Annotated in this window: 16 protein-coding genes and 1 pseudogene; 10 read left to right on the top strand and 7 right to left on the bottom strand. The window is 28.0% G+C overall.

Annotation, left to right across the window (positions count from 1 at the left end):
• Positions 1 to 26: 26 nt before the first annotated feature.
• Entirely contained in the window at positions 27 to 1337 is a 1311-nt protein-coding gene (locus ACIJYB_RS06465; RefSeq protein ID WP_435150704.1) for an NCS2 family permease, read from the bottom strand.
• Between the two features lie 126 nt (positions 1338 to 1463).
• Between ACIJYB_RS06465 and ACIJYB_RS06460 the strand changes: the two genes are divergently transcribed.
• The gene (locus ACIJYB_RS06460; protein WP_435150702.1) at positions 1464 to 1769 is read left to right on the top strand and encodes a hypothetical protein; all 306 of its coding nucleotides are present in this window, start codon (positions 1464 to 1466) and stop codon (positions 1767 to 1769) included.
• Between the two features lie 42 nt (positions 1770 to 1811).
• On the opposite strand, the gene ACIJYB_RS06455 is transcribed toward ACIJYB_RS06460, so the two are convergent.
• The gene (locus tag ACIJYB_RS06455) at positions 1812 to 2258 is read right to left on the bottom strand and encodes an Hsp20 family protein (protein ID WP_435150701.1); all 447 of its coding nucleotides are present in this window, start codon (positions 2256 to 2258) and stop codon (positions 1812 to 1814) included.
• A 104-nt stretch (positions 2259 to 2362) separates the two neighbouring features.
• Entirely contained in the window at positions 2363 to 4438 is a 2076-nt protein-coding gene (locus ACIJYB_RS06450; RefSeq protein ID WP_435150700.1) for a S9 family peptidase, read from the bottom strand.
• A 15-nt stretch (positions 4439 to 4453) separates the two neighbouring features.
• On the opposite strand from ACIJYB_RS06450, the gene ACIJYB_RS06445 reads away from it, so the two are divergent.
• Positions 4454 to 4957: a J domain-containing protein gene (locus ACIJYB_RS06445; RefSeq protein ID WP_435150698.1), complete on the top strand. Its 504-nt coding sequence runs from the start codon at positions 4454 to 4456 to the stop codon at positions 4955 to 4957.
• On the opposite strand, the gene ACIJYB_RS06440 is transcribed toward ACIJYB_RS06445, so the two are convergent.
• The 3 genes from ACIJYB_RS06440 to ACIJYB_RS06430 form a co-directional block, all read right to left on the bottom strand.
• Positions 4954 to 5211: a hypothetical protein gene (locus ACIJYB_RS06440; RefSeq protein WP_435150696.1), complete on the bottom strand. Its 258-nt coding sequence runs from the start codon at positions 5209 to 5211 to the stop codon at positions 4954 to 4956. The two genes, ACIJYB_RS06445 and ACIJYB_RS06440, sit on opposite strands and share 4 nt — an antisense overlap.
• Before the next feature lie 68 nt (positions 5212 to 5279).
• Positions 5280 to 5888, bottom strand: a complete 609-nt coding sequence (locus ACIJYB_RS06435; protein WP_435150695.1) for a glycosyltransferase family 9 protein — start codon at positions 5886 to 5888, stop codon at positions 5280 to 5282.
• Positions 5885 to 6820 (bottom strand): GDP-mannose 4,6-dehydratase, encoded by a 936-nt coding sequence (locus tag ACIJYB_RS06430; RefSeq protein WP_435150693.1) that lies wholly within the window; start codon positions 6818 to 6820, stop codon positions 5885 to 5887. Before ACIJYB_RS06430 ends, ACIJYB_RS06435 begins: the two co-directional genes overlap by 4 nt.
• Positions 6821 to 6855: 35 nt before the next feature.
• On the opposite strand from ACIJYB_RS06430, the gene ACIJYB_RS06425 reads away from it, so the two are divergent.
• From ACIJYB_RS06425 to ACIJYB_RS06410, 4 genes are read left to right on the top strand one after another with little or no spacing between them, the layout of a single operon-like run.
• Positions 6856 to 7719, top strand: a complete 864-nt coding sequence (locus ACIJYB_RS06425; RefSeq protein ID WP_435150692.1) for a dihydrodipicolinate synthase family protein — start codon at positions 6856 to 6858, stop codon at positions 7717 to 7719.
• 15 nt (positions 7720 to 7734) lie between these two features.
• The gene (locus tag ACIJYB_RS06420) at positions 7735 to 8922 is read left to right on the top strand and encodes a class I SAM-dependent methyltransferase (protein WP_435150690.1); all 1188 of its coding nucleotides are present in this window, start codon (positions 7735 to 7737) and stop codon (positions 8920 to 8922) included.
• Between the two features lie 31 nt (positions 8923 to 8953).
• A complete protein-coding gene (locus ACIJYB_RS06415; protein WP_435150689.1) occupies positions 8954 to 10144 on the top strand; it encodes a hypothetical protein in 1191 nt (396 codons plus the stop codon).
• A 30-nt stretch (positions 10145 to 10174) separates the two neighbouring features.
• Positions 10175 to 10468, top strand: a complete 294-nt coding sequence (locus tag ACIJYB_RS06410) for a hypothetical protein (RefSeq protein ID WP_435150687.1) — start codon at positions 10175 to 10177, stop codon at positions 10466 to 10468.
• Here the strand turns inward: ACIJYB_RS06410 and ACIJYB_RS06405 are convergent.
• Positions 10465 to 10812: a DCC1-like thiol-disulfide oxidoreductase family protein gene (locus tag ACIJYB_RS06405; protein ID WP_435150685.1), complete on the bottom strand. Its 348-nt coding sequence runs from the start codon at positions 10810 to 10812 to the stop codon at positions 10465 to 10467. The genes ACIJYB_RS06410 and ACIJYB_RS06405 overlap by 4 nt on opposite strands.
• An 88-nt stretch (positions 10813 to 10900) precedes the next feature.
• Between ACIJYB_RS06405 and tldD the strand changes: the two are divergent.
• From tldD to ACIJYB_RS06385, 4 genes and pseudogenes are all read left to right on the top strand, one after another.
• Positions 10901 to 12314, top strand: a pseudogene (gene tldD, locus ACIJYB_RS06400) (metalloprotease TldD).
• A gap of 3 nt (positions 12315 to 12317) precedes the next feature.
• The gene (locus ACIJYB_RS06395) at positions 12318 to 13634 is read left to right on the top strand and encodes a TldD/PmbA family protein (protein WP_435150684.1); all 1317 of its coding nucleotides are present in this window, start codon (positions 12318 to 12320) and stop codon (positions 13632 to 13634) included.
• Positions 13631 to 13861, top strand: a complete 231-nt coding sequence (locus tag ACIJYB_RS06390; protein ID WP_435150683.1) for an NAD(P)-binding protein — start codon at positions 13631 to 13633, stop codon at positions 13859 to 13861. Before ACIJYB_RS06395 ends, ACIJYB_RS06390 begins: the two co-directional genes overlap by 4 nt.
• 140 nt (positions 13862 to 14001) lie before the next feature.
• On the top strand, positions 14002 to 14601 hold the full coding sequence (locus ACIJYB_RS06385; RefSeq protein ID WP_435150682.1) for a hypothetical protein: 600 nt from the start codon (positions 14002 to 14004) through the stop codon (positions 14599 to 14601).

The raw sequence follows: 14601 nt of genomic DNA, 5'->3' as shown, positions 1-14601 counted from the left end.
TTTAAACTAGCCCTATAAATTTTATTTTAAGCAACTGCGAAACTTATAACACTCAATATCGCAATAACAAATATCGCTGGAGAAGTTGATGAAAACTTACCAGTAAATATTTTAATTAAAGCATAAGACACAAATGCTAAAGCTATACCGTTACTAATACTGTAGGTAAGTGGCATTGCAATCATTGCAAGAATAGCCGGAGCAGATTCTGCTATATCATCCCATTCAATATCAGTAATGTTTCTTACAAAAAGGACGGAAACGAATAATAAAGCCGCCCCATCAATTTGTTTTGGTAAACTAGTCGCAAGTGGAGCAAAAAATATACATGCTAAAAACAACAAACCAATTACCAGAGATGTCATTCCTGTTTTACCACCAGCTTTTACACCAGCACCAGATTCTACATAACTTGTGACAGTTGTTGTTCCCATCATAGCTCCAGCAACGGTACCAACGCTGTCTGATAACATGGCCTTATTGATATCTTGAACCTTACCTTGTTTATCTACTTTACCCGCAACGTTTGCAACGGAAGTTAGTGTTCCAGCCGTATCAAAGAAATCAATAAATAATAAAGTAAATATTACTGTAGACATCCCTGCAGTCATTGCTGCTGATAAATCGAACTCAAAAAGATAAGTCATTGGTGGAGGTGAACTTGCTATACCATTAAAATTAGCTAATCCTGCTGCCCATGAAATAATACTGAATACTAAAATTCCTATTATAATATTCCCTTTTATGTTCATTTTTTCCATTACAATAATTGAAATGAATGTCGCGCAACCTAATAAAACTAATGGATTACTTAAATCGCCAAGTTTGACAAGAGTAACAGGGTCATCAACTACAACCTCCATAATTTGTAATCCAATAATTGCTAAGAATAAACCAATACCGGCACCAATTCCTAACTTTAGACTTTTAGGAATTGAGTTTATTAACCAAGCTCTAATAGGTGTAAGAGATATAATTAAAAACAATACACCAGCCACTAATACTGCGCCTAGAGCTTCTTGAGGTGTATATCCCATTCCAGCACAAACACCAAAAGCAACAAAAGCATTAATTCCCATTCCTGGAGCAAGACCAATTGGCCAAGTTTTTCCATAAAAAGCCATGATAAAACATGCAAGGGCTGTCGCTAATATTGTAGCTGTATATACTGCGCCGAAATCAAAGAAACCTTTTTCGGGTCCGGCAAATTCTCCCGATAAGATAAATGGATTTAAAAACATAATATAGGCCATAGTTAAGAACGTTGTGGTTCCTGCTATTACCTCTGTTTTAAAATCTGTTTTGTGTTTTTTATAATTGAAATAATTTTCAAGCATTTGTCCTCCTAATATCAGTTTGATATTTGATTCTTTTTACAAATACCCTTTAAAACTGTTGTTTATGCACAAATTTCAACTCAGAAGTTTATATTTATGCCATAATTGAAGCGTTACTATAAAATTATGAGAATATTTAAAATATTTTTAATTACATCTATTACGTTTTTAATGATTGCAGGATGTCAAACTATCAAAGAAAAAACAGATAGAATCGTTGAAAAAGAGAATGAAAAACTAAGTAAGTATATAAGTAAACCCGTCAGCACTTTGCAAATAGATTTAGGAAAACCTGATGAAGATTTTAAAAATGCGAAAGGAAATTCTGAATTAATTTATAATACAAAAAAATATGGAATTCCTTGCGAGAGAAGATTTGAAATTAATCATCAAAATATTGTAATTGGATTTGTGTCTAACGGTTGTTTCTAAATATCTACTTGCGAGGAATTAATCCCCGCAAGTAAGGTCAACTTATTTAATTTCTATAAGTTTTTTCTTTTTATGTTCTGGAATAATTCTTTCACAAGATATTGTTAAAAGACCATCTTTAAGTTCAGCACCATTAACCTTTACATCATCAGCAATAGTGAATGATCTTGCAAATTGTCTTTGAGAGATACCTTTATGAATTATTTCTCCATTTACATTATTTTCTTCAGACTTATTAACTTGTTTCGTTCTTACAATTAATAAATTTTCTTCGAACTCGACCTCTACATCATTTTTGTTAAAACCAGCTAGAGCAACTTCTATAGCATAGTTATCTTTTCCAGTTTTTCTAATGTTGTATGGTGGATAATTTGACTGCATAGTCAAATTTCCATTATCAAGCATATTTTCAAATTGATCAAACATGTCGTCAAAACCAATTGAAAAAGGTCTTAGTGAGTTAAATATAGATAGATCCTTACTTGTCATAATATTCTCCTTATTTGTTAAGCAAGTTTATTTTATGCAAGCCCCATTAGGCGACTTACATGTTATATTTAGGAATTAGTTTTGTTATTTCAAGATAGAAAACACTAAATTTTTTTTGATATTTTTAGAGCGAATGCGTAATCAATTGCAATTTCCTCAATAGCACCATCCCTACCAGACTTTCCACCATGACCTGCATTCATTTCTGTTTTTAAAAGAAGTAAATTATTATCAGTTTTATGGTCACGTAATTTTGCAGTAAATTTTGCGGGCTCATCAAATAAAACTCTATTATCACTTAAACTGGTAGTGATTAATATGTGAGGATAATCCATTTTCTTAATATTATTATATGGAGCGTAAGAGAATATATAATCAAAATGTTCTTTGTTATCTTTAGCGTTACCAAATTCATCAAATTCTCCAACAGTTAAAGGAAGCGAGTGATCTAAATTGGTAGTTAATGAGTCAACGAATGGGACAGCCATAATAATTCCTAAAAATAATTCTGGGGCTTGGTTGACAACTGCCCCCATTAATAAACCTCCTGCAGATCCACCCATTCCAATTATCTTTCCTTTTGAAGAGTATTTGTGATCAATTAAGTATTTGGCAGCAAAGTTATAGTCTTTAAATGTATTTTTTTTATTAGTTAGTTTTCCTTCTTTCCACCACTTCATTCCTTTTTCCATACCACCTCTAATATGTGCAGTTGCCCATATTATATCTCTGTCAATTAAACTTAGTCTGGTTGAAGAAAAGTTTGGACTCATCGAGCTGCCATAAGAACCATATCCATAAAGTAATAAATTTGCTGTTCCATCAATTTTTGTTTTTTTGTGTCTGGTAATTGTAAGGGGAACTAACCTTCCGTCATGTGATTTGTATTCTATTCTCTCTACAATATAATCATTTGAATTATGACCTGAGGGAATTTCTTGTTCCTTAACAAGTTTTTTAGATTTTGTTAATAGATTGTAAAGGTATACTCTTGAAGGTGTTCTGGGTGACGAATATCCAAGATAAACATTATCAGTGTCTCTATCTCTTTGAGTTAAAGAAATTCCAGGAACACAAATTTTTTCATCAGATATAATTAATTCCTCTTCTTTTCCAGTAGAAATGTTTTTGATAAAAATTTTATCTAGTGCGTTTGAGGTTTCTGATCGAATAATCCAATTATTTAAAAAGGTACAACCACCAATTAAAACTTCATCTTTAGATTTAATAAAATTTTTCCAATTTTGAACATCAAGACTATCTGAAATATCAACTTTAAAATCTTCTGCATCTTTATTTGTATGATTGTAAAATTTACCATCCCATGAATTGATGGAATACAAAACTCCTTTCTCTCGTTTTATAATCAATTTAGGTGTTGGGTTTTTTTCATCAACTTTAAAATAATATTGTTCAGAAGTATTGTGATCTGAAGTATTAATAAAATAAAACTTTTCATCCGAACTTATGCCTATGCTTACTGTGAATGCCTCACTTTTTTCTTCAAAGATTAATCTGTCCTCATCTTTTAAGTTTCCTATCTCATGTCTATAAATTTTTCTTGCTCTATGATTTTCATCAAGTTTTGAATAAAAAACATATTTATCATCTAGGCTAAAAGTAATACCTCCTGATGTTTCAGATATTTCTTTTGAGATAATTTTATTTGACTCAATATCTCTTATGAAAATTGTGTAATATTCAGATCCTTTAATATCTAATGAGTAGCCAAGGTATCTATCATTGTTGCTTACCTCTAAATCACCAACACCAAAATATTCAGTATTTAACTTCTTTTTTTCTTTATCACCGTTCCAAATTTCTTCAATATCATCTGTATTAATTTTTTTTCTAAGTTTAATTGAATAATTACCAATGGTTGTTGTTTTAGTCCAATATTCGTAAGTATGATCTTTATATGGAAGAGACTCATCATCTAATTTTATCCTTCCTTTAATTTCATCAAATAATTTTTTTTGAATATTTTTAGTATCTTTTAAATGGTGCTCTGCATAAGAATTTTCTTCATCCAGATACTCTTTTACCTCTGGATCTAGTTTAGATTTATCTTTTAAAACCTCTAAGATATTCTGCTGATGTATCCAGCTGTAATTATCTTCCCATGTAACATCATGACAAGATTTTAACTCTATCTTTTTTTTTAGATATGGTATTTTCATTATTAGAGGAAATATATGAATATTATAATTTATACAGTGTTATTTTTGATTAGCTTATATTTTTTACTTAAATTTTTTGCTAATATTGCCTCAAAAAAAATATCCCAAGGTTTAAGATTATTCTTGTTTGTGGGATTAGTCATTTTAGCCATTTTATTTGCTGTGGGTGGAAAATTTTTACTATCTTTACCATTAACAATCATAAGTTTAGCTTTATTGAAACTCAAAGGACTCTCATTATTTCAATTAATCTCATTATTTAGGCTAATACAAACTTTAAGAAATTCTCAAAGATTTTCATTTAAAAATAAAAATGCAGTTAATAACTCATCTATGTCAGTTTCTGAGGCATACAAAATACTTAATCTAGATCCATCTAAAACATTAACTAAGAATGAGATCAATAAAGCTTATATTAGGATACAAAAAAAAATACATCCCGATATATCGCCTGAAACTGCAAGACTTTCATCAATAGTAAATGAAGCAAAAGACATATTGTTGAATAATTTAAGTTAATTTCTAAATCGATTTATAGTTTTGATAACTTCCTCTACAGTTATTAGGTTTGGATCAGCGTTAGTTCCATGAGCAATTTCATCAATAGTAAATCCATTTGGTATCATTCGATAATAATTTTGACTATAGTCTGTATATGCTCTAGGTGCATCTAGAAGCATCACAATACTTTTTTTTCCAGATTGAGAAGTAATGTGTGAACCAAATGAGTCATTTCCAACATACATATCTGAAGCACAGAGATAGGGTATCAAATTTTCAATATTTTTATCACTTAAAGTAGTAAAATTTTCTTTATCTAGATTTGATATAATTTCATTTTCTATTTGTCTTTCATTAGGACCACAAAGTAGAAAAAAAAATAATCATCTGATTTATTGAGTTGATTTATAAGTTTAGAAAAGTTTTTTGCTCCCCATCTGGTTGTAGGGCCTGAGGAACCTGCTCCAATTACTATTTTAAATTTATTTTTATATTCTTGTTTTATTTTGTATAATTTATCTTTATTTACAAAAAAACTAGTTTCTGTTGGACAATTATTAATCTTAAGAAAATCTTCTGTTAATTTTTTTGCTGCTTTTACCAAATGTAAATTTTTTTTTTTTAAAAAACTATAAATCCTAATATTTTTAATTCCTGCCAATTTTGCCGATAGATGTAATCGTATACTTGGATAAAAGATTAATAAATTTTCTAAATCAAAGCTTTTTAAAACATTAGCAAGATTAAAAATATCTATTAATTTTTTATGGTATTTGTTAATGTAAAAAACATTTTCTATAAGAGGGTCATCTGTAAGTGCTGCTTCTAAATTTTTGCACAACGTAATAATTGTTACAGGGCCATTTTTTTTTGCAATTTGATGACAGTAAGATAGATGCAATAGATTTGCACCTAAACCCACATAGCTTAAATAAATTCCTGTTTTCATAAACTTTTATACATTTTTTTTACTAAACTATTTCCAAAAATTTTAAATCTAAAATTAAAATTCTTCTTAAGATATGATGAGTTTTTAATTGAACCTGTTAAAATTTTATCTTCATTTTTTCTATAGAATTTTTTACTGACAGAACAATATTTTCTAAAATCTAGTTTATTTAATTTATAGGCAGCTGTTAAAATTTCTTTTCCAGAAATTTTTCTACCTGCGGATATTATAAAATCTTTAGAAGGTAATTTTGTTGATAATATTATTGCTTTTATAACTTCTGTTATCCAAGAATAATCTCTAAAAGTATTTATATTCCCAACTGTAATTTTATCTTTATTTTTAGCTCCAAGACAAACTTTTTTAATTAAAAAATCATTAGGCCTAAGAGGTGATTCAACTTGCATAAATACTAAACTGGATAAGTTTAATCCAAATTGTCTATATTTTTTTAACAACTTAAAAGTCTCCTTTTGTGCTTTAACATATGGATTTTTGTTAGATGAAAACTTACAATTTAAATCAATTTGTCCTTTATTGGGAGCAAAGATATACCCAGAGTTTGCTTTAAAAAATTTTATTTTTAAATTTTTTTCTTTTAATACGTCAAGAAAATTTTTTGTACCATCGTAATGTGATTGAAAAGTTTCTTTTTGACTTTTTAAACTTTTGGGTATTGAGCTCTGTCCTGCAAAGTAAAAAATTTTTTCTGGTTTATATTTGTTAATAATTTTCTTAATCAAATTTTTATTCTTGATATCAAGTTTTTCAAATTTTACTTTTTTTTGAATTTTAAGATAATTGTAATTATGTATTTTTTTTCTTAAAGATCTTGTTGTTACAATTACTCTTTCTTTTTTTTTTATAAGACCAACTGACAAATAAGCACCCAAAACACCAGATCCTATTATCAAATTGACTTTTTTATTCATTTTTTTTTTAAATTATAATATGTTTTTATAAATATATGAGTTTAATAAAAGGTATATATGCAGCATCCATGTCAGTATTAAATGATAACTTAACATTAAATATTGCAAAAACAATCAAGCATGCTGAAAATTTAATTGAAGAAGGCTGTCATGGAGTGGCAATATTTGGTAGCACTGGGCAAGCACAACTCATATCAGTCTCAGAGAAAATTGAGTTGTTGAATGATTTATCAAAAAATAAATACAAAGATAAGTTTTTAGTGGGAACAGGCTTTAATTCATTAGGAGAAACTATAAATTTAATGAAAATTGCTACCACTTTAGGTTTTACAAAATTCTTAATTATGCCGCCAGCCTTTTATAAATATGAGGACAAAGATGTAATAAATTATTATTCTATAATTGTAGAAAAAATTCCAGAAAGCAAAATTATACTTTACAATTTTGGAAAGTTATGCGGATATATGTTTAGTGAAGAATGTGTACGAAAATTAGTAAAAAAATTTCCAAAACAAATTATTGGAATTAAAGATAGTTCATACAACTTATTTGAAAATTTAAAATTAGATAATTTTTCAGTCTTGCCGGGCTCAGAGTCAAAACTATTAAAAGGTCTAGAATTGGGATGTTCAGGGATAATTACAGCAACCTGTAACATTTCATCTACAATGGCAAGAAAGGTTTATGATGATTTTTTTAATGGAAAAGAACAAACTGTTAATCAAAAGCTTTGTGATGTTAGAAATACATTTGAAAAATATAATTTAATATCAGCACTTCATTCTTATTATTCAAAAAAAGATCCTATTTATAAGAATATTTTGCCACCATTATCAATTTTAAATTCTACAGATAAAAAGGAGCTGACTAATAATTTAGAAAAATTAAATTTTCGATAAAAAAAGGTAACTTAAATGCAACTAGCAAGATTTTTAAATTCTATATTTAAGAAAGATGGTTTTATTCTAGTAGATGTAAATTCAAAAAATTATATTATTGGAACACCAAAAAATGACAAACCAATTAAGTTAAAAATTTTAAATAAAAATCTTCATTACAAATTATTATTACATCCAGATCTTTATTTTGGAGAGGCTTATACTAATGGAGAAATTATAATAGAAAATGGAAGTCTCACTGATTTTTTAGATTTAGCATTAATGAATTTTGGAAGAAACGATCTAAATTTTTTTAGTTATTTAATAAATAGACTAAGAGGTTCTTATAGGTACTTGACAAATTTTAATTTTATTAAAAAATCAAAAATGAATGTGTCCCATCATTACGATATTTCAGATGAGCTTTATGATTTATTTTTAGATCCAAAAAGACAATATTCATGCGCGTATTTTAAAGATGAAAATGATTCTTTAGAAGCAGCTCAAAATAACAAGATTCAACATATTATAAAAAAACTTAATATTAAATCAAACCAGAAAGTACTTGATATAGGTTGTGGTTGGGGATCATTAGCAATAGATATTGCCAAAAGCGCTAATTGTGAAGTAACAGGTATAACTTTGTCTGAAAATCAATTTAATTATTGCTTAAAAAAAAGTAAAGAACTCAACTTAGAAAATCAATTAAAGTTTAAATTAATAGATTATAGAGAACTTAATGAAAAATTTGACAGAATTGTAAGTGTTGGGATGTTTGAACATGTGGGTAGAAAATTTTATAAAAAGTTTTTCAAACAAATTAATAATTTACTAAATGATGATGGAATTTCTTTAATTCATACAATTGGATCAGTAAACCCACCAAGAGACCCACATCCATGGATAACAAAGTATATTTTTCCTGGCGGATATACTCCAAGTTTAAGTGAAGTAACCACACCTATTGAAAAAGCTGGCTTAATTGTAGCCGATATAGAAGTATTGAAGCTTCATTATTCTCATACACTTAGACATTGGAAAGAAAATTGCATCAAAAATAAAGAAAAAATTATTAAAATGTTTGATGAAAAGTTTTTCAGGATGTGGGAATTCTATTTAGCTGGTTGTGAAATGGCATTTAAGTGGGGCGACCAGGTTGTATATCAGTTTCAATTAACAAAAAATTATACATCAACACCTGTTACAAGAGACTATATTTATTAATAAATTATTGATAGAAATACATTTCTTGAACATGAAAAAATCAAAAAAAAAGAAAAGTCCAGCTAAAAAGAAAAGTCCAGCTAAAAAGAAAAATCCAGCTAAAAAGAAAAGTCCAGCTAAAAAGAAAAGTCCAGCTAAAAAGAAAAGTCCAGCTAAAAAGAAAAGTCCGGTTAAAAAAATTAAAAAAACCAAAAAAAAACTTTTCAAACCTCATAAAATAAAAAAAGAAAATTTTATTTTAAAGATAATTAATTTCCAAAACTCTTTTAAACCTGAAATTAAGTTCAAAATAAATTTTAGCTTAGAAAAATATATACAGGCATTCTTTGATAAAATTGCAAATACAATATCTGAATACAAAACTCTAAAAAAAGATGAAGCAAGAAGATTAAAATTAGAAAAACAAGAAAATGAAAGATTAGAAAAAATTAAACTTGAAAATATAAAGCAAAAAGATGAAGAGTTAAAAACTAAATTAAAAGAACAAGCATTAAAAGATGAAATTAAACTAGAAAAACAAAGAACAAAAGACATCAAGCTTTTTTTAAGAAAAGAACAGGCATTGTTAAGAATTGAGCAAGCTGAAAAACAAAAACAATTTTTAAAACAATTAAGATTAGAAAAACAAATTGATAAATTTAGAATTAGAGAAGTTAAAGAACTTGAAAAACTTGAAAGAATATCACTTAAAGAAAAAAGAGATGATTATGCTGGATTACAGCAAAGAATAGAAAAATTAAAAGAAAAATACCGAATTATTAGAGATCAAAAAATTAGAGAAAGAGTGGAGGCTTTAGGTGTAAAAATCCAAGGTGATGAAGATAGAGAGACATTATTACAAAAAGAGAAAGAATACACTATAGCAAGACAAAAAATTGAGTTTGCTCTTGAAAGTTTTTATAGAAGTGCAAGTAGCTTAGTGTTTCAATTAAACAAGCGTCATATCACACGACACATGTCAATATTTAGATGTATTGATAGAAGATTTGAAACTGGAGAAATTTTTATAAAATGGGACGAGTCCGCAGATGAAGACTGGTTATTATTAATTTATATCAAAAATAACTCACCAGATGAGGGTATAGTTATTGAAGACAAAACAAATCCTGAAAAAAATATTTCTCATGAGTTCAAAAACAACGAAATTTTTAAAGCTTCAGATACAATGGTTGACTCACTCACACAGTTAATCGCAAGAAAAAGAGCAAAAAATAACAATTAATTTTTCATAAATAATTAAGTAATATTCAGAATGTTTTTTGGAACAATCACATTGATTATTTTATATTTAATTTTGAGATACATTCTTGCTTGGATAACTTATTTTAATAATTTAGATCCAAGACTTGGAAATTCCACTTGGCGTTGGAGTTATGATTATCATGTAGTTGGCAAAAGAGATATTTCTGATTTAGATGATAAAGCTTTTGTTAGGCTTAGAAGAAAAAAGAATAAAATAATTACTTTAATGTATTCAATAGTAATGATTATGTTTATTGCCTCAATGTCTTTGTTGAGTAAATTTTTGATATTTTATACAAGTTAGTTCTTTAGCTGTTTTTTGTTTTTCAAATATAAAAAATAAGCAATAATTTCGTAACCAATTTTAAAAATTGTAAAAATTATTGGAAGTTTAAAGAAAAAATACAAAAGTTTATATTTTGGAATTTTTTTCCAAACTAATAAGAAAGCTTCAGCCCCTCCAATTATTTTATTTCCATCTTTTACATGCAATCTTCTTAAAAGATCTTTATCACTTTTGGAAGTCTCCATTTCTGCATTTGAATTGTTTGTTATATCAACCCAATCAATCTCTTTAATATTTTCTTTTTTATATAAGTTAATTTCAGACTTACAAATTCTACAAGAGTTATTATAGTAAACTTTCATTATTTAAAGTTATTTACATATAAGAATTAAACTGTACATGCGTAAAATGGTACATTGAAAAATTTATACAAACAACTATGTATTGTCCATGAGTAATTTTTTTGACAAATCAGACTTGACTAGAAAAGATGTAGACGAAATAGTATCTGATACTTTAAAAAATTGTGATGATGGTGAATTATATTTTGAGGACTCTAAATCAGAAGTCAATCGTACTAGATGATAATAAAATTAAAAGCTCAAATTATAGTTCTGATCTTGGTTTCGGATTCAGAGCTATTTCTGACGAGGTTGTTGCCTATTCCCATTCTAATGAAATATCAAAAGACTCGTTAAAAAATTCTGCAAAAAGTCTTCAATCTACTCTTAAGTCAGTAAAAGGAACTTATAATCATGAAATTCCAAAAACTAATAATAAATTTTATGATGCGATTAACCCTATTGATCAAAAAACATTAGATGGAAAACTAGAAGTTTTAAATAACGTAAATGAATATCTTCGTAAAAAAAACTCTACAGTAAAACAAGTAACAGCAAGTTTTAGTGGTGAACAAAAATCTATTGAAATTATTCGTTCTGGGGGTGAGTTTTTAACTGATGTTCGTCCGCTAATCAGATTCAATGTTTCTGTTATGCTTGAAAAAAATGGAAGAAAAGAGACAGGCGTTTATGGTATTGGCGGCAGACAATCTTACGATGATTATTTAAAAAATGATAATTGGAAAAATGTCTGTGAAGAAGCACTAAGAATAGCCTCAGTTAATCTTGATAGCAAACCTGCTCCTGCAGGTGAAATGAAAGTAGTTTTAGGACCTGGATGGCCTGCAATTTTAATTCATGAAGCTATTGGTCATGGATTAGAAGGGGATTTTAATAGAAAGAAAACATCTGCCTTTCATGACTTGATGGGCCAAAAAGTTGCAAGTGAAGGAGTTACGATTGTTGATGATGGAACCATAGATAAACGAAGAGGAAGTTTAACTATTGATGATGAGGGAACACCAACAGAAAGCACAGTTTTAATAGAAAACGGGATTTTAAAAAATTTTATGCAGGACAGATTAAACGCAAGATTGATGAATACTAGATCAACAGGTAGTGGCAGAAGAGAAAGTTATAAACATATCGTATTACCGAGAATGAGAAACACAATGATGTTAAGTGGAAAAAATACTCAAGATGAAATGATTAAATCAGTTGATAAAGGTATTTTTGCTGTGAGTTTTGGTGGAGGGCAGGTGGATATCACATCAGGAAAATTTGTTTTTAATTGTACGGAGGCTTATGAAATAAATAATGGAAAAATTGGTTCACCAATTAAAGGTGCAACTTTGATAGGTGATGGTCCTTCAATTTTAAAAGAAGTATCAATGGTTGGAAATGATATGATGATGGATCCAGGAATTGGAACATGTGGTAAGGCAGGTCAAGGAGTTCCGGTTGGAGTAGCACAACCTTCAATACTTATAGATAAAATGACAGTTGGTGGGACAAAACTTTAAAACATGATTAAGGATCAAGAATATTTAAAATCAAAAGCTTCATACTGTTTGGATCTTGCAAAAAAACTGGGCGCTACAGATGCAAGTGTAACAATTGGAAACTCAATTTCAGAAACAGTCAATTTCAGAAACAAAACTTTAGATGAGTCAAATAGATCTGATAGTTTGGCTATGGGAATAGAAACTTATATTGGTAAAAAAAAATCATCAATATCTTCATCTAATTTATTGGATGAAAATTTAAAAATTTTAATAGAAAAATGTTATGAAACTACAAAAATAACTCCTGAAGATGAATTTAATTCTTTACCAGATAAAGAATTATTAGCAAAAAATATTAAAGATTTAAATTTATATGACCAATCTCATGTTGAGAACGATAAAAAAATTGGTTATTTAAAAGAATTAGAGGAAGCCGCCTCAATTGATAAGAAAATTATAAATACAGAGTCGAGTTTTACGGAAGATAAATCAAATTTTATTTTAGCAAACAGTGATGGTTTTTGTAACGGATACAAATCGTCCTCATTTACAGCATCTTGTGTTACTGTAGCAAAAAACGAAAATAACATGGAAAGAGATTATGAGTTTACAAGCAAATGTCACTTAAATGATATTTCTAATCCCTCAGAACTTGGAAAAATTGCAGCTGAACAAACTATAAAAAAACTTAATCCTAAAAAAATTGGTAGTGATAAGCTAAGTGTTATTTTTGATAAAAGAATTTCAAAAGGATTTCTAAGCTCTTTTGCAGGTGCAATTTCAGCATCATCTATTGCAAGAGGTACATCGTTTCTTAAAGATAAATTAAACCAACAAATTTTTTCAAATGAAATCAATGTTATTGATAAGCCTGATCTAATAAAGGGTATGGGCTCGAGATGTTTTGATTCTGAAGGAGTAAAAACAGATACATTAAAATTAGTAAGCAATGGAATTTTAAATAATTATTTGGTTGATACCTATAATGGAAAAAAGTTAAATTTAAAATCAAATGGAAGAAGTGGTGGAAGCACTAACCTTTATTTTGAAAACGGAAATATTAATTATGATGATTTGTTAAAAAGTCATTCTAAAATTTTATACGTAACTGAAACTATAGGTCATGGAACAAATCTTGTAACAGGTGATTATTCAGTAGGTGCTAATGGTTTTTTAATTGAAAATGGAGAGTTTAAATATCCAGTAAATGAAATAACGATTGCTGGAAATTTAGATGAAATGTTTAAAAATATTATATTGGCTAATGATTTAGAATTTAAATACTCAGTTAATTCACCTACCATGATGATTGATGGTATGACCGTCGCTGGTAAATGAGCAGATATTGTGTAATTGGCTCAGGAATTTCTGGGGCAACGATTGCTAACCTTTTAAGTAAAAAACATTCTATTGATTTATTTGATAAAGCAAGAGGACCAGGTGGAAGATCGTCTTTTAAAAGATTAGATAAAGTCAAAGGATTTGACCATGGAGCTCAGTATATTTCACCTAAAAGTCTAGCTTTTAAAAAGTTTATTAATATTTTAATAAAAAAAAAATACTAAAAAAATGGAGTGGCAACCATTTATTTCTAAACAAAGTTAAAAAAGAAAATAAAAACCATTTAAAGATAATAGGTAAAAAAGGAAACAATGATATTAGCAAATATCTTTTGAAAAATATTAAATGTTATTTTCAAACAGAATTGAAAAAAATTAACTATAAAGAAAAAAAATGGGTCCTTACTTTTTCTGATGGTAATAAAAGGGTTTATGAAAAACTAATTTTAACTTGTCCATTTGCTCAATCATCAAAGTTATCAAAAAAATTTATAAAGGCTCCATTCATAACAAAAAAAGTTAAGATGGATGCCAATATTACCGTTATGCTTGTAATAAAAAAAACAAACAAAAATGTTAGCAGTTATTTATTTGATGACAAAATTTTAGGTTGGGCCGCAAAAGAAAACAGTAAAAAAAGGTTTAAAAGCCATCAAGATTTATGGACTCTGCAAAGTACTCATAGTTGGGCAAATAAGAAAATTAATAAAAATAGAGAAAACAAAGATATAAACTCTAATACCCTTATTAATCATTTTTTTAAACTTACAGGTATTAAAAAAACTAAAGCATTATTTTCTTTAAATCATGGTTGGAAATACTCATCAAATTCAAATTCTTTAAATATAAAAAGTTATTGGAACTCCTCATTAAATTTAGGAGTGTGTGCAGATTGGTTTGTTGGACCAAGACTTGAAGCTGGCTGGATAAGCGCCAATGACCTTTATAAAAAAATTACTAAATAA

The sequence above is a fragment of the Candidatus Pelagibacter bacterium nBUS_44 genome, assembly GCF_051200895.1.
In the GTDB taxonomy this organism is placed as follows: Bacteria; Pseudomonadota; Alphaproteobacteria; order Pelagibacterales; family Pelagibacteraceae; genus Pelagibacter.
This window is presented reverse-complemented; position numbering and strand designations above follow the sequence as displayed.

Bases quoted from the DNA above. Each gene is read 5' to 3' on its own strand.
- ACIJYB_RS06465 (WP_435150704.1), bottom strand. From the start codon at position 1,337: ATGCTTGAAAATTATTTCAATTATAAAAAACACAAAACAGATTTTAAA.
- ACIJYB_RS06460 (WP_435150702.1), top strand. From the start codon at position 1,464: ATGAGAATATTTAAAATATTTTTAATTACATCTATTACGTTTTTAATG.
- ACIJYB_RS06455 (WP_435150701.1), bottom strand. From the start codon at position 2,258: ATGACAAGTAAGGATCTATCTATATTTAACTCACTAAGACCTTTTTCA.
- ACIJYB_RS06450 (WP_435150700.1), bottom strand. From the start codon at position 4,438: ATGAAAATACCATATCTAAAAAAAAAGATAGAGTTAAAATCTTGTCAT.
- ACIJYB_RS06445 (WP_435150698.1), top strand. From the start codon at position 4,454: ATGAATATTATAATTTATACAGTGTTATTTTTGATTAGCTTATATTTT.
- ACIJYB_RS06435 (WP_435150695.1), bottom strand. From the start codon at position 5,888: ATGAAAACAGGAATTTATTTAAGCTATGTGGGTTTAGGTGCAAATCTA.
- ACIJYB_RS06430 (WP_435150693.1), bottom strand. From the start codon at position 6,820: ATGAATAAAAAAGTCAATTTGATAATAGGATCTGGTGTTTTGGGTGCT.
- ACIJYB_RS06425 (WP_435150692.1), top strand. From the start codon at position 6,856: ATGAGTTTAATAAAAGGTATATATGCAGCATCCATGTCAGTATTAAAT.
- ACIJYB_RS06420 (WP_435150690.1), top strand. From the start codon at position 7,735: ATGCAACTAGCAAGATTTTTAAATTCTATATTTAAGAAAGATGGTTTT.
- ACIJYB_RS06415 (WP_435150689.1), top strand. From the start codon at position 8,954: ATGAAAAAATCAAAAAAAAAGAAAAGTCCAGCTAAAAAGAAAAGTCCA.
- ACIJYB_RS06410 (WP_435150687.1), top strand. From the start codon at position 10,175: ATGTTTTTTGGAACAATCACATTGATTATTTTATATTTAATTTTGAGA.
- ACIJYB_RS06405 (WP_435150685.1), bottom strand. From the start codon at position 10,812: ATGAAAGTTTACTATAATAACTCTTGTAGAATTTGTAAGTCTGAAATT.
- ACIJYB_RS06395 (WP_435150684.1), top strand. From the start codon at position 12,318: ATGATTAAGGATCAAGAATATTTAAAATCAAAAGCTTCATACTGTTTG.
- ACIJYB_RS06390 (WP_435150683.1), top strand. From the start codon at position 13,631: ATGAGCAGATATTGTGTAATTGGCTCAGGAATTTCTGGGGCAACGATT.